Genomic DNA, 21,632 nt, shown 5'->3' with positions numbered 1-21,632 from the left:
TTATTTAACGCTATTTACTTAAGTTTACTGGCTAGGGCTGAAAAATTTTGCTAAGAAATTAGGATAAAAATCCAGCAAGATTCCTATAAAAAATCAGGATATAAAAAAGCCTTGTAGTCTCTCCCAAAACTACAAGGCTTAGCGGCTGTAAGTTTCCTCTTTCACTTACTTCACTGTAAGTTCGCTGTCTACCGACATTATTATTATCATTATACGATTATGCTCAACTTTCCGTGTTGAGTTATTTTGTAGAACCAATCTTCTCAAAAACCGAGCAAAAGCTCTATGCGTCAATTTCCTGAATCCTTGTAAGCTTTTACCTACAAGATTTGATTATTTTTGCCAATTAAATTACTAGATTTTTCAATGATTTTTTGGCTCAAACCACTTTTCCGGATGGTTCTGACACAAAGTGCTTGTGTAAAAGCATCATAATCTACCAATAAACTGACCACTTTTTTGGCTCGAGTAATTGCAGTATAAATCAACTCTTTGCTCAATAAATTTTTTGCATATTGATCCAGCACCACTGCCGTATGGGCAAACTCTGAACCTTGAGATTTGTGAATGGTTAGCGCAAAAGCAGTTTCAATGCTTTTAGGTAAACGGGTGGCTAATACCCATTTTTCCAGACTCGGAAAATACACTTCAAACTGACGCTGACCAGACTGTTCACGTAAAAAACAGATGCCAATATCACCATTGGACAGCCCCAACTGATAGTCGTTATAACTCATCATGACGGGGCGTCCGACATACCAGTCGCCCTGTTTCAACTGCCCTTGGGCTGCTAAAAAGCGTTGCTCAATCTGCAGGTTGATCTTGATCAGACCCAAATCACCAGAACGGATTGCTGTTAAAATCCGGTAATCATCAAAAGTTTTGACTACCTGTTGCACATACTGCTCAAAATCAGCTGAGTTTCGTTCTGTTTTTATGGCCTGTATATAAGCCTGATAACCATACATCAGCTGGTCATAATACTGATTCAAGTTATGCGCGGTCTGTTCGGCGCCAGCGAGCAGGTACTGCAGCTGCAAATGGTCGATCTCAACCTGATCCAAATCGATCGCCTGTAACTCACTGGCTGCTAGAATCTGTTGCTCAAATTTCTGCAAGACGTGAGAAGGCTCATGATTCTGCTGGATAAACTCCGCCATTGCGCCAATCTTGGCCCCAGTCGCAAAACGTCGTGTGGTGATTAAATTGACCCGGTTATCTTCCAGAGTCGCTACTTGCTGTAAATCTGCCAATACCGTTCCCACATCCACAGAGGCCAGCTGATCTGCATCACCGAGTAAAATCAGCCGTGCATGAGACGGTACGGAGGCCAGTAACATCTGTGACAGGTTTAAATCCAGCATCGAGGCTTCGTCGACCACGATCACATCATAAGGCAGAGGCTGCTTGGCATGAAAGCGTGGCTGTCCGCGAGTGCCCAGACCCAATAAGCGATGCAGGGTGACCGGTTGTAACTGTTTTAATTGTTCTAGCTCAAACTGTTGTAACGCTTCACTGTGCAAGGCTTTTTGCAGTGCTTCTTTCATGCGCTGTGCGGCCTTTCCGGTAGGTGCTGCCATGGCAATCCGGATATTTGGCAAGGCTTCATGCAGGACCGCAATCATATGCGCCAAGGTATAGGTTTTACCGGTACCCGGACCGCCGCTAATAATATTCAGCGCCTGCCGCGCAACCATTTCCAGTGCCAATTTTTGCTGTGGATCTGACAATAAATTGCGATCACGTTCGGATAAATCAATAGCGGCAACCGGTTGGGCTTTAATCCGAGCAATATGTGAGGCTACTGCCTGTTCCAGTTGCCAATAGCGATACAGATATAAATGCTGATCTGCACAAATAAATGGTGCAATTCCTGTACTTTGCTGACGGCGATCTAGAACCAGATTATGTAATAGGGCAACCTGCTGAGGATCAACCTCGATACAGCTATCCCCTGCCTGTATCGCCTCAAGCAGTTGCTGAATCAAGAATTTTGCTGCCGGATCAAATGTAGCCGTACTAAACGGCGGCTGACACAAATAGTCAATCCAGGCCATTAAATTGGAGTCTTGCTGCGACACGTGATTCTGCTCATTTTCCACACAGTTATCCTCAAAGTTATCCACAGGATAATTTTCTGTTTAATCTCTATATATATTATAAAACTGCAAAATCATGCTGATTTTTTCTGCTCAAAATAGCCCAGTATTTGATCCAGTTTTTCTATGAATTCCAGGCTCGGTTGCCAATGATAAGCCCCTTGCTGGACCTGTCCATTCATCCCGCGCAAATACAAATAGGTTGCGCCGCCCAGATGCTGTGTGATCGAATAACCCTGCATATTGGCACTCAGATAACGATGCAGCCCCACCAGATACAAAGCGGCCTGCAACCAGTAACTGGACTGGCTCATATTCTGCTGAATCGCCTCAGCACTATAGTGCTGCTGATCAGGGCCGAGGAAGTTACTTTTATAATCGGCAATATGGTAGCGCTGGCCATCGAAATACACCAGATCGATGGAACCGGTCAGATATCGCGCCGATTTGGCCTCATTAAAATCGCTCATGACTATGTCATGTCCGAGAAAAAGCTGATGGATTTGCCGAATCTGCAAAGGGGCATCGGTCAAGGACAGATAAAAAGGAAATTCTGACAGATACTGTTTAGCCTCCAGCTGCGCCAAAGCAAAATCTACCTGAATCGGAGTGGCCAGAATGTCATGTACCCAGTCATGCATCAGGTTCAGCAAAATATCTTCTGTAATCTCGTCCAACAAGCCATCAAAAGCAGTCTGGAAAATACTGTCCACATTCAGCGATTCAGTGCTTGCAGAGCGTGTGAGCTGGGCCAATTCCTGTTCAAAAAACTGGATAAAGGCGTCATCCTCCAGCCCATCGAAATACACCTGAAACTGACCTAAAAATTCTAGCAGACCCGAACGATCGAGCTGTTGTGCCGAGTGAAACAGCTGCTGCCATTGCTGGCGATAAGCTTTGCTTTGGTCATGCAGGCGAATTCCGGTCAATAACTTATAGTTCAGGCTGGACAATACGCGCTGCATACTATGACGCAATTCCTCGGCTTTGAAATCTGCCTGAGCTGTGGCCTGAAACAGGGTTCGCAGATTCACCACAGCGGCCTGATAATGCAGGGAAAAGGCCTGTTCCAGTACACTACGTATATGAAAAGCCTGTTCAAATTTTTCTTTCAGTTCCTGCCAGATTTGCGGTGCGGTATTTTTAAAACGGCGCCGGATTTCCAGATTCCAGTAACTGCTGTCCTGAAAATCGATATGTTCAAAAATGCTGTGCAAGAAAGTTCCGGCCACTGTACCTTTAGGAAAATTCAGCCTAATCCAGTCTAAGGGCACGGCTGCTGGCTGTTCTTCCAGACCGGTAAAATGAATTTCATCGGCGGCACTATCGGGCTGTTCTGAAGCCATGACCAGATCGTCCTGCAAGATATGTCCATGTAGCTGATGCTGTGACAAAGCCGTAAAACTGGTTTTGGTTCGCGGATAAAACTGCCGCTCTGGCAAAGGTTGCGCCCGCATGTCGACCTGATGATGGCTCGACTGCTCGACCAGACGCGGTGGTTCCTGAGACAGCGGCTGCTCGACCAGACTTAAAGCATGTTGAAACAGTTGATCTCCCTGACCACGCCAGAAGGCCAGCCCGGAATCAGACTGTGCGTTCTGGTCCTGCAGCATGGCATATACCCGGTGACTGGCACGGGTCAGCGCCACATACCAGAGTCGGTGGTTTTCGGCAGCATTACGCGCTGCATTCTGCAGAATCGCCTGCTCATGTAAATTCTTGTGATTCACTGCAATCACCCGGGATTGTTCCAGAATGTTGTCCTGTTCAGACGCAGACAGGGAAAAATTCAGATTGCCTTTATTCACATCAAAAGCAGCATCTGCTCCCAATAAAAACACCACTTTAAATTCCAGCCCTTTGGAGGCATGAATGGTCATCAGCTGCACCCCATGATCCCCAGACAGCTTGCGTTCTTTTTCGCTGTCCTTGCCTGAAGGTGACTGAAGCTGGCGCAAATACCAGTGATAGAGTTTTTGCGCCCCCTGATAATATTCACTCTGCTGGCTCAGCATCTCGGTCAGATGGCGTAGATTGACCACTACCCGCTCATTGTCCAGACTTTGACTGGCCACCAGATTGGTCCAGACCTGAAACAGATTCAGTGCATAATTCCAGGCGGTCAAAAAGCCTTTCTCAAACCACATTTCCCGAATTATATCCAGATCCGCAATATAGCGACTGAGGCCTTCACTCTGCTCCTGTAATTCGATCAGTTTTTTCAGATTGAAGCCCAACAGACGAGTCAGCAAGGCCCGCTTGACCTTGGCCTCATTGAAAGGATCCATGATCGCCGTCAATACTGCCGCGACATCCTGAGCGATTGGACTGGCGAACACGCTCTGTTTGGATTCTTTATAGGAGGGAATGCCCATACGCTGCAGACGCTGCTTCACCTGTTCCAGAGCAAAATGCCCAAATCCCAACACGGCAATATCATCTGCGCTCAGGCTTTGCTGATGCTCTTGCTGCTGAAAGTACAGTTGCTGCTGGGCAGACTGATTCAGCAATGCACGGATTTTCCAGGCCACCTGGTCTGCTTCCAGGTCCGATTCACCTAGCTGAATCCATCGTAAGGGCTGCGGGTTGATCCTGCCCATATCGACCAGATCTGGATGCGGGCGACTACCGGCCTGAATCAGGGTGTACTGCACCTGTTCGCCAAAATCCATTTGCCGCTGGAACAGTGCATCAACCACTTCTACGAGCGGTTTGACTGACCGATGGTTCTGCATCAGGGTATATTCGCGGCCCTGTTTATGCAGCACATCGGCATGTGCCTTGTTATAGGTGAGCATATCGCCGCCACGGAAACCGTAAATTGCCTGTTTCGGATCACCGACCATAATCATGCAGCCGGACTGCACCCGGTTGGCATCACGCCAGATCTTGGCCAGCAAATCATCCTGATCCTGATTGGTGTCCTGAAATTCATCGACCAGAATCAGCGGATAACGTGCCTGTACAAACTGGGCAAAACGCTGTCCCTGCTGGCCTTGCAATGCTTCCGCCAATGTACGAATTTGCTGGGAAAAAGTGGTTTCACCCTGCTGCTGCAAGGTTTGTGGCAAACGGGTCTGCACACTTTGAATAATATGAAATTCCAGATAGGTCGTAAGCTGTTGCAGCTGCTCATCCAGATACTGTTTGACCTCACACAGCGCATCAATTGCCACGATCAGACTATGTTGCAAAATCAGCTGCTGCTCTGCATCCGGACAGCTTTTGTTAAAGACCTGAGTGGTCGGCTGGAAATCGGTTTTCTTGCGGCGCAAATGGCACAGATTCAGTAAAATCGGCTGCAATTCAGCATCAAAGAAACTCATGCCACCCTGATTTTTCAGGGCTGCGCTCCAGGTCATAAAGTTTTCACAAATTTCGGTTAACTTGGTCAAAAAACTCTTGTGAAAATACTTCGGACTTTCCTGACAATAACGCCGCATCACGGCAAGATCATGCTCCTGAATATTTAATAATTGGCTAATACAGGCTTCCAATTTGTTCAGGTCACATTCAGCCGGTTCGATCTTGCGAAAATGCTGCTTACTGAAATTCAGGGCATCACGCACCAGCCCGGTATAATGCTCCACCGGTTTCAGCAGATTCTGGACATACAGATGATTGACCATATATTGCGGCTGTTGCTGAATCCAGTCACGCAGCACATCATGAATCAGCTGCTGGATATACAGATCCTGATCTTCGGTCAGTTCTGCACGTTCAATCTTGCCACTTTCAAATGCAAATTCACGTAACAGTTTCTGGCTAAAGCTGTCCAGGGTGCCAACAAACAGTTCATCCAGCTGGTTCAGCACCAGACGTAAACGGCGACGGGCATAATCCAGCCGTGAACCATAATCTTTCAGTACCTGCTGAAATAAAGGATCGGTTTCATTCTGGATTTTTGCTGTGATTTCAACTGAATTGAGCTGCTGATGACGCTGGATATAAGCCAGCGTTTCCTCGATGCGAAGCCGTACCCGGTTTTTCAGTTCAGCCGTGGCCTTACGGGTAAATGTCGTCGCAATCACCTGATGCGGATAATACTGGTCCAAAAAAATCCGCACCATCAGACTGGATAGCGTATAGGTCTTGCCGGTGCCTGCCGAGGCTTCAATCCAGTGTAGGCCACGGAACTTCATGTCCTGAATCGGATTGGTGGAAATGGCTGTTTGCATCTGCTGCTTTAAGAAAGTCATACGGCTATTTCACCCACTCCAGATGTTGATGAATCGGCGCATACAGGCCATGGGCAAAATCATGACAGCAGTTTTGCAAGGCCAGATCCGGATCCTGATCTTGCAAAATAAATTGCCAATCCTGATGCAAGACACTAGATTCACTCGAAGTCAATGGCTTAGCTGTTTTAGGACTATAACTGTTGTTCCAGGCTTCCAACAATTCCTGCATTTCCACAATGGTCATTTTACCCTGTTCATTCTCGGCCCACTGCCACTCTTTTTTCATCAGTAATTCTGCCGGCAAGACCAGCGGCTGCTGTTGACCAATTTCCCAGGCCTTTAACCAGAGCTGCAAATACTCATGTGCCTTGCTCGAACTCAAGCCAGAAAACTTCAGGGTTTTATTACTGAAAATGACAATGCGCTCCAGTTCTGGTGAGCGTGCATCGTCATTCAAGTAAGCCAGCCATAGCAGATACTCCAGCCAGATCTGGGCACGGCGTTTTTCCGAGGCCGAAGAGGATTGCATACTCAGCCAGTAGCTGCTGTGTGGAACCTGAGGCACGTTTATATGAATGATCAGTTCAGGACTGAACTGCAGGGATTGTTGGGTGACTGGCGTCAGTTCTTTGCCCAACTGTAGCAAACGTTCTTGCAATAACTGCTGTTCCTGCTGGCTGCCCAGCCAGGTGGCTTGCTGGGTTTTGCCCACCGGCAAACGGTCTAGCATCAGGTTTGGCTCAATCTCCTGCTCTTGTTGTAACAGGAAATCCCGCACCTGATACTGTTCCAGCTTGTTCAATAATAAGGGTTCCCGGGAACTCGGCAAATCGGCATAGCGAATCGTGGAAACCCCGATACTTTTCAGGAACAGGCGCGCCGGGAAAATCATATCGCGAATCCATTCATCGCCTTTGAGTACCCGGATTTCTTTTTGTTCTAGTGCCGGATAATGTGCATTAATCCAACTGCTGCGTTTGCCTTCGGCACTGCGGATATATTCTGCCACTGCAAACCACTGATCCTGATAACGTGGTGTCTGCATATCTGCGAATCCGGCTGGATCAAAAGGCTGCAAGGGATGTACATGATAAAGCTGCTGGATATGTTGAGCGACTGACAGACCATGAATATCCACCATCGGATCGACTTCGACATCCGGCTGTTCAGACTGGCAGATCAGCGCGATATGTTGAACCAGTTCCTGCAAGGCAGTGGATGGATCGCGAGCCTCACCATCCTCCAGATCAAAGCCATTGTAGAACAGCCATAGATTTTCCTGTGCCAGCAGCAAGGCATCCAGAAAAGCGCCCTGCTCGTCATCCAGACGGGAACGGTCACCGAGTTGCGGCTTCAGGCTGCGCATCAGGTCAAACGGAACCTGTTGATTACGGCTCGGAAATTTACCGCTATCCAGATTCAGCATCACCACCAGTTTATAAGGCAATGGACGGATCTGGCCAATCTGGCTAAAAGTAATCTGTCCGGTCGGTTCAGCCTGATCCAGCTGCATCTCCAGGGTATTCTGAATTTCTTCCAGCACATAAGGCAGAGGCAGACTGAGTGCCACCAGTTCCTGACTGGCATGCGGATCATCCTGATCATGATAATCAGCCAGGGTCAGCATCCGCATTTGCTTGTCGATAATCTCGGCAACGGTTTTGAGCGATTCCACGCCAGCATCACGGAACTCGTTCAGATCGGCGCGCAGATATTCCAGCCAGGTTTTGACTGGCGTGCGCTGTCCGGTTTCATGCAAAGTCAGCCAGTCACGGCGCTCTACCAGATCCTGATAAATCCGGATCAGGGTGGATATCAAGGGAAAATCACTGGTCAGAACCTTGGCATAACTCAAGGTGTCCTGAAACAGGGTATGTTCAGGAATCGCCAGACCCAACGCCAGACGGTCCAGCGCGAATTTAAAGCTAAACCGGTAATCCTCATCGCCTGCGCTCAGACTTTGCTGTAAATGCTGCTGGTCCAATCCACGCTTGAAGCCAGCATCTGTCAGCAACTGCAACATCCGTTCTACCTGACTATAGTCCAGAGCATAATACTGCTGGGTCGCATTCAGGCTGAGCCAGTCGGCAAAGTCCTCAATACTGAAACGGCGACGTACCCACTGAATCCGGCCCAGTACCGCGCGCCAGGCATTGCTGACATCCAGACGCGACACCCCGGCAATCTGGATCGGTAAATACAGGTTATCTTTTTGCAGGCGTTTGCTGCCGGTTTCGCGCTCACGCGGTGGTGGCGCAAAGACACTGCGAATTGCCGGTTCCAGTTCTTTCAGACTTGGCGTCAACACCAGAATATCACTTGGTTGACGCGGCGCTTCTTCAGTGCCTTGAGCCAGCCAGTGAATCAGCTGTTCTTTGAGGACTTCCAGCTGACGTAATGAAGAATGACAGACATGAATCTGTACAGAATCATCGTCAGGGCTTAAAGCATATTGATGCTGTTCAGGCTCGAGTAAATACAGAATATCTGACTGGATTTTGGCCAGCAGTTTATTTTGATATTCATCGACAAAGACATCGGCCCAGAGACCCTCTTCCCCCGAAGACAGTTTAGAGAGTAGAGAAAAATGATCCCGTGCCTGCTTGCCGAATCGGGTCAGAAGCGGATGCCGCGATTCCCGGTCTTCGGCATTAAAGTTCAGCTGCTTGATCCTGAAGTCTTTTATTTCCGCATCATTCGGTTTACGTTGACGGGTCTTTTCAAAACGCTGAATAAAGCGCTCTTCCCGCTGCAAATCAAACCTGGCTTTCCAGTCAGGATCGACACTGTCGGCCCAGTATTCCTGCGAGGGGTTGAAGTGAAAAATATAGATATCAATGTATTGCCCCAGACGGCGTAAAAAATCCAGCTGGCTGGGTGGCAGTTCTAGCAGGCTAAATACCACAATCTGGGCCGGTAGTCGTTTTAGAGCCTGGGCGCGGGTTTCTGCATTCTCCAGCCGCTCCCAATACAGGCGTTCAATCTCCAGGATTTTGGCATAGTCATCCTGAAATACATGCTGCCACAACCAGCGTTGCCAGGCTTCCAGTTCACGCGCCTGAATCTTGACAAAATCCGCCACCTGCATCTCATGGCCATTTTCATCTTTGGGGCTATAGATCATTTGCTCGATATCGAGCGCAATATCCTGCCCCCAGGACTCTAACCAGTTACTCGGACAACTACAGTTGTTTGGAGGACAGTTACGCGCGCAATAACCACGATAATCCATATAATGGCTAAACAAACGCGACACCTGCTCGGCTACCCAGTACAGCATGCTCTGTTTTTTCAGCTGCTTCTCTGTACCCTGCTCCAGCCGGTCAGCACTGTCATAAATCCGCTTCACAATAGAATACAGCGGATGATCGACGTCTAAAGGAATCTGTTCAGGCAGAATACATTTACGCAATGCCTGAAACACGCGCCATTTGATGATAATGCGCGGAATATTGGCTTCACGGACCTGCTCCACTTCTTTAGGCGCATTCAATACCCATTGATAGGAAGTCCATTGAAAGGCGCGAATCCGGTGATGAAACTGGGTATTGGCGCTAATACCTTTTTTCTCGGCAATTTTCTGGGTCAGCCAAGTTTCTACTGCCGGAGATGGCACAATAAAATGCCGGGTTTGTAACACCTCAAATGGATTCCGGGCAGTCTGGTTGACAATACGCAGCATACTATCCAAAAGCACATCAATACGTTGACTCTGAATAACATGGATGGCCATTGGTTCCCCTGAACTGCTGAATGTGGTTTTTACTACAAAATGATAAAGATTATTTACTATACATCCCGAGCGCTCTATGACACTTTAAAACCACACTTCAGTCGAAAAATTTCTTTGAAAAAAGCATCTTAAAGATGCTTGAATAGAAAAAAACAACATAGAGCTTAGGTAGTGCCCATGAAATTAGATAAAATTCCTGAACGTCTCGATCCGAGCCTAGATTTAGAACAAATCCGCGACGAATGCTTGGAACTCACCAAAAAACGCGCCTACTATTCTGCTGGTGCTGCCGTGATTCCGGTACCTTTTATGGACGTGGTCATTGATGTCGGCATCTTGTCGCAATTGATTCCCGAGATCAATGCCCGCTTCGGCCTGTCCCCTGAGCAGATCAGTGTCTACGATCCGAAAACCCGTCAAATTCACTGGCAAGAGCTGCGTAAACGTGGCGTAGAATTTTCCGGTCTGGTGGTCGCACGTACGGCAGTTAAAAAATCTTTGAACAATGTTGCAGCGAAAGTGATGATAAAGCAAGTCACAAAATTCATTCCGCTGGGTGGTCAGCTGGTGGCCGCAAGTCTGGGTTATTTTGTCATGAAAAAAATTGCCGATGCTCATGTGCAAGACTGCTATCGCACCGCTAAAAGTATTCAGCAAAAACAGGTCGCCCAAGGTTAATCCTGTTTAAGCTAAATATTTTTAAACTGTTTAAAATTCTCTACTTCAGGCAGATTATTCTGCCTGAAGCTGTTTTAAAATAGCCTTTAATACTTCGACCCGTGCGGTATGTTTATCATCAGACGCGATAATGTGCCAAGGCGCTTCCTCAGTCGAAGTATGTTCAAACATATCGGCTGCCGCTTTCAGATAATCGTCCCAGCGCTCCCGGTTACGCCAGTCTTCTTCAGTAATTTTAAAACGCTTATGCGGTGTATCTTCACGCGCCTTGAACCGTGCTGCCTGTTCCTCTTTAGAAATGGCCAGCCAGATTTTCACAATCACCGTTTGATGCTTGACCAGGCTCTGTTCAAAACGGTTAATTTCCGCATAAGCTCGCTGCCATTCTACCGGACTAGAAAACCCTTCTACCCGTTCTACCAATACCCGACCATACCAGGAACGGTCAAAAATGCAGATATCATCATCGGTTTGCAGCTTGGTCCAGAAGCGCCATAAATAGGGACGGCTCAGCTCAAATCTTTCTGGTGCAGCAATGGTATGAATTTCATATTCACGTGGATCCAGTTTTTTGACAATTCGCTTGATCGCGCCGCCCTTGCCGGCAGCATCCATGCCTTCGAACAGAATCACCACATTACGCGAATCGGAACGCATGGCTTTGGCGACCTTCGCGGTTAATTTTTTTAGTTCCGGTTTGTAATCTTCTGGCTGGGCTTGAGTCTTGGAAGGATGTTTTAACTGCTCGGGAATCTTGGCCTGCTTCCATCTTCCCTTGGCTCTGGCGGGATGATCCGGACAATGTTTCAAGGCACTCAGGATATACTGGGCAAATTGCTGGTCGCGCTGCTGCTCATCTTCGCCATCAATAATGAACCAGTCCTCGGTAAAGCGCTGACGCAGGCGCTGCAAGGTGTCATATTCTTTGCGATTGCGCCAGTCCAGACCATGCAGTTGATGCCAGTGAGTTTCACTCGGATCCATGGCATCCAGACGTTTTTGCAAGACTTTCCAGGACAGGTCAAACCAGACCTTGATCACATCGACATGGTTATTTTTCAGGTCCTGTTCAAAGGCCTGCATCTCTTGCAGATATTCATCAAACTGTGCATCACTCAGCGGGCTTTCAGCTTGCATGGCACTGCCGAGCAGATCGCTATACCAGTTACCAAACAGCACCATGATCTGGCCTTCGGCAGGAATAAAACGTGCATAAGGTTGCCACAAGGTCTGCTTCGGGCCGGCTAGCTGAGGCTTATCGGCTTTCACACGCAAATAGCGCGGATCGACCCATTCACGTAACTGTTTAACCGCTTCACCCTTGCCGGCCAGTTCAATGCCATTCACCAGAATCACCAGACTTTTGGCATTTTTCTGGCCCCGGGTCTTTTTTAAATTATATTGGGCATCAATCAGCTCGACAGACAGCTGATCTTCATCCATTAACTGAAATTGTGGTTGTTCCATACGCATCTTCAACCCTGATCTTTTATTCTGTTTGCAGTATAGCGAGGAGTTTCAGCGCAAAAATAGCTCTGGCAACGTTTTTCACACGATTAAATTGGCTATTTAAACAACAGATTGACATACAAATGCCCGATCTCTGTTCAATTTGTCATAGCAGGATTGTCCGGCAGCCTCTAAGATTCTTGCATCCTCCAATGATAATTGAAGCCTCATGTCCAAACTTGCCGTACTCGATGATCTGTTAGCGCATTATTATCAATTGGCTTATCACACCCGGCCTGACATTTTAAGCCGTTTACAGGATGTGCAGGCCTGGCAGAAAGTCCGCATGCAGCGCACTCATCGCGCCCATTTTGCTGAAAAACAAAACCTGTTGATGTCCGAATATTTCCTGAACCGTCTCTACGGCGGTGCTGAATTTGATGCGCTGGCAGAACAGATTGCCCGGCTGATGAAATATGCGCATAAAGCAGAAAAAGTTATTCCGGAAAATGCCATTAAAACCGGCACCTCAGGCGTAGAGTTGGCTATTCTGGCGGTACAGCTGGATGAACAGGTCGCGATTCAGTTATTACAGGATTATCATCCACATGAACCGCTGACTGACGAGATGATGCGCCTGACCTATTTGAAACTGGATCAGGGTGAAGCACGCCTGAAACAGTTAGCCCTACTGGATCAGCTCGGTATGAGTCTGGATAAATATATGCGTTCATTTGTGGTCTATACGGCCTTTAAAATGTGTAAGGGCGCGGCGAATAAATATAACTTTCAGGTGATGTATGAATTTATGCAGGATGGTTTTCTGGCCATGAAGCCACTCAAATCGGCAGAAAAATTTGTACGCGCGTTCACGGCAACCGAACGCCAGATTATCGAGAAAGTACATTCTGGCGATCCGCTACCATTTCAGTAAATACCCGATGAGTATTTCTGCCAAGCGTGAATTTTTCTGTATATTATTCATAACAATTGCATCATGATTGCTGAATAAGCCTTTAGAATCTGTCATGATGCAGACAATGCAAGATTAACCCGATTGATATGTTAGGAGTGACTCCAATGTCGAATGAAAATACAACGCCTACCCCTACCCCCGAGTCGGCACAACAGACAGACAAAGTGAGCCCATTCTTAACTGAACCCCTTCCACAAGGCACCCCGCAAGGTCAGCAACAATCTTTAGAACAACGTCTGACTGACACGCCTGTGACGGGTACTGTGCCTAAATACAATCTGCCACGCGGTGCCAATACAGGCAACGTCGGCTCAACCACGCACTTTGGCTATCAAACTGTCAACAGCGAAGAAAAAGCCCAGAAAGTCGCAGAAGTGTTCCACTCGGTGGCGAGCAAATACGACATCATGAATGATCTGATGTCTTTTGGTATTCATCGCCTGTGGAAGCGTTTTGCAATCAATATGTCAGGTGTACGCCGTGGCCAGCATGTGCTGGATATCGCGGGTGGTACTGGCGACTTGGCTAAAGTCTTTAGCCGCGAAGTGGGCCCGACGGGTCATGTGGTACTGTCTGATATTAACGAATCCATGCTGAATGTCGGTCGTGACCGTCTGATTGATGCGGGCTGTACCAATGTCGATTTCGTTCTGGCCAATGCCGAAACCTTAGAACCATTTGCAGACAACAGCTTCGATCTTTTAACGATTTCTTTCGGTCTGCGTAACGTCACCGATAAAGATGCGGCACTGGCTGCGATGTACCGTGTCCTTAAGCCAGGTGGCCGTTTACTGGTTCTGGAATTCTCTAAACCAGTGTTTGAACCATTCTCTAAACTGTATGACCTGTATTCGTTCACGGCATTGCCAATCATGGGAAAAATCATTGCCAATGATGCAGAAAGCTATAAATACCTGGCTGAATCGATCCGTATGCATCCAGATCAGCGCACCCTGAAAGGCATGATGGAAAATGCCGGCTTCCAGAATTGTGACTATCACAACCTGACTGGCGGGATTGTTGCGGTTCACCGCGGTTTCAAACTTTAAGGTTCCTTGCCTATGTGGTCAATTCTGGCACTCGGTGCTGTTGAACGCGTGATTCATCATGTGATTGATCTGGATGCCATTACCCGCATCCAGCTGAATGCTCTGTCCGGTAAAATGCTGCGGGTGGTGATCGCCTCGCCACAGCTTTCGGTCGATGTGTTTTTTGATGAGGGCAAAGTTCGTCTGGAGCCAACGGCAACCGGTCATACCGAAACACCTTCGGTCTTTGAACAGCGTCCATTTGACGCGAGTTCCGCGACAGTCCTTGAAGCGACCGCAACCTTGCAGGTCAGCAATGTGGTGGAATTACTCAAGCTGCTGCTTTCCGATGAAGTGGGCAATATTCCATTGCAAGGCGACTACAAGTTATTGCAGGAAATCCAGCGCATCATGCAACAGGCGGAACTGGATCTGGCGGCGCATTTAAGCCCCTGGATTGGCCCGACACTGGCGCATGAAATTGGTAAATTGCAACTGCTGCCCCAGCAGCTAAAACGCACCCTGCAAAGTCAATTATTCTTTGCCGAAGATGCCTTAAAAGAAGACAGCGGTCTGTTTGCCCCACGCTGGCAAATGGATGACCTGAATCAGGACACCCGTATCCTGAATCAAAATTTAGATCGGGTTGAAGCGAAAATCCATCAGCTTCAGGCTCAAATCGATGCCTCAAACAATTCTACTCAAGACTAGGTACACAGCTTTATGATTCCGCATGTTTCACGTTTACTCGAACTTTGGCGCATCGCCGCGCACTATCGACTCGACACGTTGTTTCCTGCGGAAGAATTACCAGAAAAATCCCGGCATGTGCTGTCCCTCATCCGGATGCATCCGGCCGCCTGGTCCAGTCGTGAACGTAAAAATCCGCTCAAGCTGAAACTGGCTTTAGAAGAAATGGGACCGTTGGCAATCAAGCTCGGTCAGCTTCTCTCAACCCGTCGTGACCTGATTCCACCTGAAGTTTTACAGCAACTGGTGTTACTGCAAGACCGGGTCAAGCCATTTGATAATGACGTGGCCAAGATGCGCATTCAGGAATCCCTGAAAGCTGATGTAAATACCCTGTTCGCGCGTTTTGATACCCAGCCACTGGCAGCGGCTTCGATTGCACAGGTGCATACGGCTGCCCTGCATGATGGCCGTGAAGTCGTGGTCAAAGTCACCCGTCCGAATATTCGCCAGCAGATTTTGCAGGATTTTGAAATTCTGGAATGGCTCGGTCAATTTCTGGAAAAACGTCTGGAAGCAGCACGTGCCCTACATTTATCAGAAATCATTCAGGATTATCGACAGATCATTCTGAATGAGCTGGATCTGACGCTGGAAGCAGACAATACCCGCCGTATGCGCCATCACTTTACCGGCTCGAGCATGATGTATGTGCCGGAAATTTATATGGACAGCAAAGACGTGCTGGTAGCCGAGCGCATTACCGGGGTGCCGATTTCAGATATCGCGACCTTTAACCGGCTGGGCATGGATCGGGCCGATCTGGCGCGTAAAGGCCTGACCATCTTCTTTACCCAGGTGTTCCGCGATAACTTCTTCCATGCCGATATGCATCCGGGAAATGTCTTTGTAGAAACCATCAATCCGGCCAATCCGCGTTTTATTGCGCTGGACTGCGCGATTATGGGCGAACTGTCCAAACACGACCAGATGACCGTAGCACGCATGCTACTAGCGGTCATGAACAGCGACTTTATGCAGCTGATTCAGGTGGTGCATCAGGCTGGCTGGATTCCACCGGGGACTGATCAGGATGCTTTGGCTCGTGAAATGCGCCGCAGTGTGGGGCCAATGGTCTCAAAACCGATGCATGAACTGGATTTTGCCGGCATTCTGATTGAAGTGATGGATATCGCTCGTCGTTTCCATCTCGAAATTCCCCCTCAATTGATGTTGCTGCTAAAAACTTTGGTGCATGTCGAAGGTTTGGGAACCGACCTATATCCTGAACTGGATATCTGGAGTCTGGCCAAACCGATCCTGACCGACTGGATCAAGGCCCAGATGAATCCGCAAAAGAACCTGAAAGAACTGGGACAAAAAATCCCGGATCTGCTTTTAGGGGCGCAGGATTTACCGACACTGATGATCGACAGCTTAAACGGTTTAAAAAACCAGTCGGCCTGGCATGCCAAACAGCTCAATGAATTACAAAGCATGCGCCTGCAAATGGAACATCAACAGAAGCGTAGCTGGATGTTCGGCAGTGTCATGGCCATTCTGCTGGCGATTGCAATTATTTCACCGTGGTTTGTGTCGGTGATTCTGATTGTGCTAGCAAGTGTGCTTGCCGTCTGGCGGATTGCGAAATAACTAAATGAGCTTTTAAAAAACCTGACACTGTTCAGGTTTTTTATTTTCTGGACATCGCATGACTCCAAAGTCACCTTAGGACATATCTTGCCATTGGGTCTTTAGACCTATCGCTTAAAATAAGCACATATTTGGCTAGTATAGGTTCAACCATGGTACAGATTTTACAGAAACGTGCGCCTGCGCTGACGATTCGTGCCGGCCATCTGGCACGTGAGCTGATTCTGGAACAAGGTTTGCAACCCGAACAGGTCGATATCGTGCCCGGTGCTGCAGGTGGCCCCAAAGGCATCGGTATTCAGGGACTCGATCAGGCGATTTTTGGTGAGTTTTTTCCACGTGCGCCTCAGCGTAGAACTTTGGTGGGTTCTTCGATTGGCAGCTGGCGCTTTGCCAGTATGGCTGCACATGGTGCTCAACAGGGAACCGAACGCTTAGCTGAACTCTATACCAATCTCTATTTTCATAAAAAAATGACCCGTCAAGATGTCAGCGACATCTGCCGTGGCATGCTGCTGGATCTGGTACAAGGCAAAGAAAACGATCTGGTCAATCATCCAGATTATCATCTCGCAGTCATTTCAATTAAAGCCCAGCATATTTTCCAGAGTGACAAGGCATTGCCGTTGCTGGCTTCTGTGGCTGGAATTCTTGGAACGACCGCAGTCGCGCGCCGGCACAGCCGTCATTTCATGCAACGTGTAATCAGCCAGCCCAATATCGGTGAACAGTTTAAAATCGCTGAAGATGGATTTACCACGCATTATCATGCACTAACCGAACAGAGTGTGTTGTCCTGGCTAATGGCATCGGCATCTATTCCGGGGGTCATGGCGGCAATGCGCGATATTCCGGATGCGCCGCAGGGTTATTATCGCGATGGTGGCCTGATTGACTATCACATTGACCTGCCCTTTCAGAGCAAAGGTATTGTGCTGTATCCACATTTTACCGATAGCATTACCCCCGGCTGGTTTGACAAGTTATTTAAACGTACCTCAAATCCGGAAAATCAGGCACGAACTTTGCTGCTTTCTCCATCGCAGCAATATCTGCAAAGTTTGCCTTTGGGTCGTTTGCCTGATCGTAAAGACTTTAACTTAAAAGGTTTGGACCAGAACCAACGGATTCAGCTGTGGAAGCAATGTATTGCGGAAAGTCAGCGTTTGGGCGATGAATTTCTGGAACTGGTCGAGAAGCAGAATTTTGCTGAGGTGATGCAGGCCTTGTAATTGGCCGCAGCTGCCCGATTATTTGTATAATTGCTTTAATTTTGTGAACTGTTGAGATTTATGCAGAAGTTTTTAGTTGTCCTGCAATACCTGTGTCTGGCCTTTGCCATTTATCTGATTTATAGCGTCAGCATGTCGCTATATAGCCAGGATTTTATCCTGATGGAGTTGGTCGCTGATATTGGTACGATTCTGATCTGTATCGACTTGGCGGTATTTTTATTTACCAGTAAAGGCAAGCCCGGCATTAGCATGGAAGAATATGCAAAAAGACTGGAACAGCCACCATCTAAGCTGGTCTATGTGACGCGAAAAATGGGGCATCTCGGTATTTTGCTGATTATCACCAGCTGGATTGTGCCGATAATCAATTCATAACGATCCAATAAAAAACCTCCCAATTGGGAGGTTTTTTTATCGAGGATAGCTAAAAATTATTTCGAACCTTTAATCCCTGCTTGAAGTAATAGCGCACCCAAACCACCAATTTTTTGCTCTTGTGGTTTAGCCGCTTGAGGTTTCTTACCCTGAGGGCGATCACCTTGCGGACGTCCTTGCTGTGGACGTTTACCCTGAGGCTTACGTTCACCACGTGGCTCATTGTTCTCGCGACGTGGCTGACGTGGTGCTTTCGCCGGAGCTTCAGAACCTTCTGGACGCATCGATAAATTCACACGGTTACGTTCAGCATCCACATTCAAAACACGGACTTGTACGATTTGACCCGGTTTCACCACTTTATGTGGGTCAGCGACGAATTCATTGGCAAGTTCAGAAATATGTACTAAACCGTCTTGATGCACACCCACATCGACAAATGCACCGAAGTTAGTGACATTTGTCACTACACCTTCCAGCTGCATGCCTTCAGACAATTGCGCAACTTCAGTAATGTCATCACGGAATTTAGCAGTGCGGAACTCTGGACGCGGGTCACGGCCCGGTTTTTCCAGTTCAGCCAATACGTCTTGAATTGTCGGCAGACCGAATTTCTCGTCTGCAAATTCTTCAGCATTCACTTGGCGAATGATTTCAGTATTGCCAATGATATCTTTTACAGTCGTTGCTTTTGCTTCAACAATTTTGCTCACCAAAGCATATGACTCAGGGTGAACTGCAGAAGCATCTAGTGGCTCTGTACCATCTTGAATACGCAAGAAGCCCGCAGCCTGCTCAAAAGTACGCTCACCTAAACGTGGTACTTTTTTCAAAGACTGACGATTGTCAAAACGACCATTTTCCTTACGGAATTCCACAATTTGCTGTGCGATCGATTTGTTCAGACCTGCGATATAACCCAAAATCGCTGCTGATGCAGTATTTACATCCACACCCACCGAGTTCACACAGTCTTCAACGACCGCTTCAAGGGTTTTCGCCAGACCGGTCTGGTTCACGTCATGTTGATACTGACCTACACCAATCGATTTCGGATCGATTTTCACCAGTTCTGCTAGTGGATCTTGTAAACGGCGTGCAATCGATACTGCACCACGGATCGACACGTCCAGCTCTGGAAGTTCCTGTGAAGCTAGTTCAGATGCTGAATACACCGATGCACCTGCTTCAGATACAGAAACACGCGTCATTTTCAGATCACTGTTCGCAGCCATCATTTCAGCAACTAAAGCTTCAGTTTCACGGCTTGCAGTACCATTACCAATCGCGATCAGGTCAACATTGAACTCGCGGCATAAACGCGCCAGCTCGGCCAGTGAACCTTCTTTATCATCTTTTGGCGCAAATGGATAAATCGTACTATGTGCCAGTACATCACCAGACTCGTTCACCACCGCCAGTTTCACACCAGTACGGATACCTGGGTCCACGCCCAAAGTGGTACGTGCGCCTGCAGGTGCAGACAGCAGTAAATGACGCAGGTTTTCAGCAAAGACGTTCATCGCTTCTGTTTCAGCAGCCAGACGTTTTTCAGTCAGCAATGAATGTTCAATCGTTGGACGAACTTTACCGAGCCAGAACAATTTTGCAGTTTGCTTCAAGAAATCCTGACGAGCTTGTGGCTGAACAGTTTCAAGATTGTATTCAGTTTCAATACGCGCCAATGGAGCATCATCTTCGCCATCAACTTTCAGGCCTAAAACGTTTTCCTGACGGCCACGCAGCATCGCCAATAAACGATGTGAAGGCACTTTGTTCAAGTTTTCAGAGAAATCGAAATAATCACGGAATTTTTTACCGACTTCTTTTTTCTCATCACTTGCAACTAAACTTTTCAGCACGGCAGTTTTTGCAAATGTCGCTTTAAGTTCAGTGGTCAGTGCGATATTTTGTGCCCAGTCATCAATCAGGATGTGCTGGATCGCATCAAGCTGGCTTTCAGTATCTGGATAATCTTCATGGCTAAAGCCCGCCAAAGCTTCAGCTGGATCAACGGCTTCATTAAAGATTTTTTCGGCAATCGGGCCTAAACCGGCTTCTTTGGCCTTGAATGATTTACTGGTACGTTTTGGGCGGTACGGCGCGTAAATTTCTTCTAATGCATTTTTGGTTTCGGCCGCATTCACACGCGCCAATAAATCATCAGATAATTTATCTTGTTCTTTGAGTGATTCAATCACCTTTTCACGGCGCTCATACAAATCACGCAAGTATGATAAACGCGTATCGAGTTGACGTAGTTGCGTATCGTCTAAGCCTTGCGTTACTTCTTTACGGTAACGTGCAATAAAAGGAACACTGGCACCTTCATCAATAAGCTTGATGGCAGCCTCAACTTGATTTGGACGTACGGCAAGTTCTTTTGCCAACTGCTGAACTAAGTCAGTCATCGTGTTTGATCCCACAAGGATAAGTACTAAATGGCATGATTATAAAGACCGGGTCTATAAAATCCACCATTGTTTTTATTAATTTACCTCATCTTTATATTATGAAGTGCCACAGTTTTCAGCTTTTCCCGATAAAGTTTGTATGAACTTTGCTTTTTATCCAGCTTAAAATCGTATTTTTTGCTCATTTAGATGTATATATTTGGTATCTATGTCTTGATTTTAACTGCAATATTTGGTGCTTTAGAGCATAGTCAATTAATATCAATGAATCGTATACTCAAAGCCTATTTGATTTTTATTTATGACGACAATAAAGAATAAAGGAGCATCTCATGAGTTTAGTTGTACCTGCTGAAAAAGCCGATGCCGTACATACCGAAACGGACCGGGTCGAACGGATCCTGGTGGTTGATGATGATGTTCGTCTGCGTACCTTATTACAGCGTTTTCTCGAAGATAAAGGCTTTGTGGTTAAAACTGCACATGATGCCACGCAGATGGATCGACTTTTACAGCGGGAACTGTTTTCTCTGATCGTGCTCGACTTTATGCTTCCGGTCGAAGATGGCTTGAGTATCTGTCGTCGTTTACGCCAATCCAATATCGATACGCCTATCATTATGCTCACCGCTCGTGGTAGCGACTCGGATCGTATTGCCGGTTTAGAAGCAGGTGCCGATGATTACTTGCCTAAACCGTTTAACCCGAATGAGCTGCTGGCACGTATTCGTGCGGTATTGCGCCGTCAGGTACGTGAAGTGCCGGGTGCACCAAGCCAGCAGATGGAAGTAGTTTCTTTTGGTCCTTGGTCACTGGATTTGTCTACCCGCACCCTTACCCGTGAAGGCCAAGTGGTAACACTCACTACCGGTGAGTTTGCGGTACTGAAAGCACTGGTGCAGCATCCACGTGAACCATTAACCCGCGACAAGCTGATGAATCTGGCGCGTGGCCGTGAATGGGGTGCCATGGAACGTTCAATTGATGTTCAGGTGTCACGTTTACGCCGTTTAGTGGAAGAAAATCCAGCCCGTGCACGTTATATCCAGACCGTATGGGGTGTGGGTTATGTCTTTGTTCCAGATGGTGCTGAATAAAGGAAAACTTATAGGATAAAGATT

13 protein-coding genes are annotated in these 21,632 nt (G+C 47.4%); 8 read left to right on the top strand and 5 right to left on the bottom strand.

The features are described 5' to 3' along the window. Positions 1-320 precede the first annotated feature (320 nt). From recD to ACP7AK_RS05645, 3 genes are all read right to left on the bottom strand, one after another. Positions 321-2,102 carry an exodeoxyribonuclease V subunit alpha gene (gene recD / locus ACP7AK_RS05655; protein WP_425879005.1) on the bottom strand — a complete coding sequence of 594 codons (1,782 nt, stop codon included), beginning with the start codon at positions 2,100-2,102 and terminating at the stop codon, positions 321-323. Positions 2,103-2,173: 71 nt separating this feature from the next. Beyond that, positions 2,174-6,298, bottom strand: coding sequence for a UvrD-helicase domain-containing protein (locus ACP7AK_RS05650; RefSeq protein ID WP_425879003.1), 4,125 nt, complete (start codon positions 6,296-6,298; stop codon positions 2,174-2,176). A 4-nt stretch (positions 6,299-6,302) separates the two neighbouring features. Further along, complete coding sequence (locus ACP7AK_RS05645; RefSeq protein WP_425879001.1) at positions 6,303-10,013, bottom strand: exodeoxyribonuclease V subunit gamma; 3,711 nt, start codon at positions 10,011-10,013, stop codon at positions 6,303-6,305. 177 nt (positions 10,014-10,190) lie between these two features. On the opposite strand from ACP7AK_RS05645, the gene ACP7AK_RS05640 reads away from it, so the two are divergent. After that, positions 10,191-10,691, top strand: a complete 501-nt coding sequence (locus tag ACP7AK_RS05640; RefSeq protein ID WP_005108051.1) for a hypothetical protein — start codon at positions 10,191-10,193, stop codon at positions 10,689-10,691. A 54-nt stretch (positions 10,692-10,745) separates the two neighbouring features. Here ACP7AK_RS05640 and pap read toward each other — a convergent pair whose 3' ends face one another. Next, on the bottom strand, positions 10,746-12,164 hold the full coding sequence (gene pap / locus ACP7AK_RS05635) for a polyphosphate:AMP phosphotransferase (RefSeq protein WP_004647335.1): 1,419 nt from the start codon (positions 12,162-12,164) through the stop codon (positions 10,746-10,748). 205 nt (positions 12,165-12,369) lie between these two features. Here pap and ACP7AK_RS05630 point away from each other — a divergent pair, with 205 nt between their 5' ends. The 6 genes from ACP7AK_RS05630 to ACP7AK_RS05605 all read left to right on the top strand — a co-directional run bounded on the left by ACP7AK_RS05630 (position 12,370) and on the right by ACP7AK_RS05605 (position 18,097). Then, a complete protein-coding gene (locus ACP7AK_RS05630; protein ID WP_425878998.1) occupies positions 12,370-13,074 on the top strand; it encodes an FFLEELY motif protein in 705 nt (234 codons plus the stop codon). Between the two features lie 146 nt (positions 13,075-13,220). Beyond that, positions 13,221-14,165: a bifunctional demethylmenaquinone methyltransferase/2-methoxy-6-polyprenyl-1,4-benzoquinol methylase UbiE gene (ubiE, locus tag ACP7AK_RS05625; RefSeq protein ID WP_004647333.1), complete on the top strand. Its 945-nt coding sequence runs from the start codon at positions 13,221-13,223 to the stop codon at positions 14,163-14,165. A gap of 12 nt (positions 14,166-14,177) precedes the next feature. Beyond that, positions 14,178-14,855 (top strand): ubiquinone biosynthesis accessory factor UbiJ, encoded by a 678-nt coding sequence (locus tag ACP7AK_RS05620; protein WP_253147763.1) that lies wholly within the window; start codon positions 14,178-14,180, stop codon positions 14,853-14,855. A 12-nt stretch (positions 14,856-14,867) separates the two neighbouring features. Further along, a complete protein-coding gene (locus ACP7AK_RS05615; RefSeq protein WP_425878996.1) occupies positions 14,868-16,487 on the top strand; it encodes an ABC1 kinase family protein in 1,620 nt (539 codons plus the stop codon). A gap of 152 nt (positions 16,488-16,639) precedes the next feature. After that, positions 16,640-17,719 (top strand): patatin-like phospholipase family protein, encoded by a 1,080-nt coding sequence (locus tag ACP7AK_RS05610; protein ID WP_425878994.1) that lies wholly within the window; start codon positions 16,640-16,642, stop codon positions 17,717-17,719. Between the two features lie 60 nt (positions 17,720-17,779). Beyond that, positions 17,780-18,097, top strand: a complete 318-nt coding sequence (locus ACP7AK_RS05605) for a hypothetical protein (RefSeq protein WP_425878992.1) — start codon at positions 17,780-17,782, stop codon at positions 18,095-18,097. 56 nt (positions 18,098-18,153) lie between these two features. Here ACP7AK_RS05605 and ACP7AK_RS05600 read toward each other — a convergent pair whose 3' ends face one another. Beyond that, positions 18,154-20,508: a Tex family protein gene (locus tag ACP7AK_RS05600; RefSeq protein WP_004729326.1), complete on the bottom strand. Its 2,355-nt coding sequence runs from the start codon at positions 20,506-20,508 to the stop codon at positions 18,154-18,156. Between the two features lie 335 nt (positions 20,509-20,843). Between ACP7AK_RS05600 and ompR the strand changes: the two genes are divergently transcribed. Continuing rightward, on the top strand, positions 20,844-21,608 hold the full coding sequence (ompR, locus tag ACP7AK_RS05595) for a two-component system response regulator OmpR (RefSeq protein WP_004278590.1): 765 nt from the start codon (positions 20,844-20,846) through the stop codon (positions 21,606-21,608). The last annotated feature ends 24 nt before the right edge of the window (positions 21,609-21,632 follow it).

This window comes from Acinetobacter sp. TWP2-2-3 (assembly GCF_049896445.1).
GTDB lineage: Bacteria > Pseudomonadota > Gammaproteobacteria > Pseudomonadales > Moraxellaceae > Acinetobacter.
Note: the sequence above shows the minus strand (reverse complement) of the source record. Positions and strands in the feature narration are given on the sequence as shown.

Excerpts from the sequence above, each read along its gene's own strand:
- ACP7AK_RS05650 (WP_425879003.1), bottom strand. The coding sequence starts at position 6,298 with ATGACTTTCTTAAAGCAGCAGATGCAAACAGCCATTTCCACCAATCCG.
- ACP7AK_RS05645 (WP_425879001.1), bottom strand. The coding sequence starts at position 10,013 with ATGGCCATCCATGTTATTCAGAGTCAACGTATTGATGTGCTTTTGGAT.
- ACP7AK_RS05640 (WP_005108051.1), top strand. The coding sequence starts at position 10,191 with ATGAAATTAGATAAAATTCCTGAACGTCTCGATCCGAGCCTAGATTTA.
- pap (WP_004647335.1), bottom strand. The coding sequence starts at position 12,164 with ATGCGTATGGAACAACCACAATTTCAGTTAATGGATGAAGATCAGCTG.
- ACP7AK_RS05630 (WP_425878998.1), top strand. The coding sequence starts at position 12,370 with ATGTCCAAACTTGCCGTACTCGATGATCTGTTAGCGCATTATTATCAA.
- ubiE (WP_004647333.1), top strand. The coding sequence starts at position 13,221 with ATGTCGAATGAAAATACAACGCCTACCCCTACCCCCGAGTCGGCACAA.
- ACP7AK_RS05620 (WP_253147763.1), top strand. The coding sequence starts at position 14,178 with ATGTGGTCAATTCTGGCACTCGGTGCTGTTGAACGCGTGATTCATCAT.
- ACP7AK_RS05615 (WP_425878996.1), top strand. The coding sequence starts at position 14,868 with ATGATTCCGCATGTTTCACGTTTACTCGAACTTTGGCGCATCGCCGCG.
- ACP7AK_RS05610 (WP_425878994.1), top strand. The coding sequence starts at position 16,640 with ATGGTACAGATTTTACAGAAACGTGCGCCTGCGCTGACGATTCGTGCC.
- ACP7AK_RS05605 (WP_425878992.1), top strand. The coding sequence starts at position 17,780 with ATGCAGAAGTTTTTAGTTGTCCTGCAATACCTGTGTCTGGCCTTTGCC.
- ACP7AK_RS05600 (WP_004729326.1), bottom strand. The coding sequence starts at position 20,508 with ATGACTGACTTAGTTCAGCAGTTGGCAAAAGAACTTGCCGTACGTCCA.
- ompR (WP_004278590.1), top strand. The coding sequence starts at position 20,844 with ATGAGTTTAGTTGTACCTGCTGAAAAAGCCGATGCCGTACATACCGAA.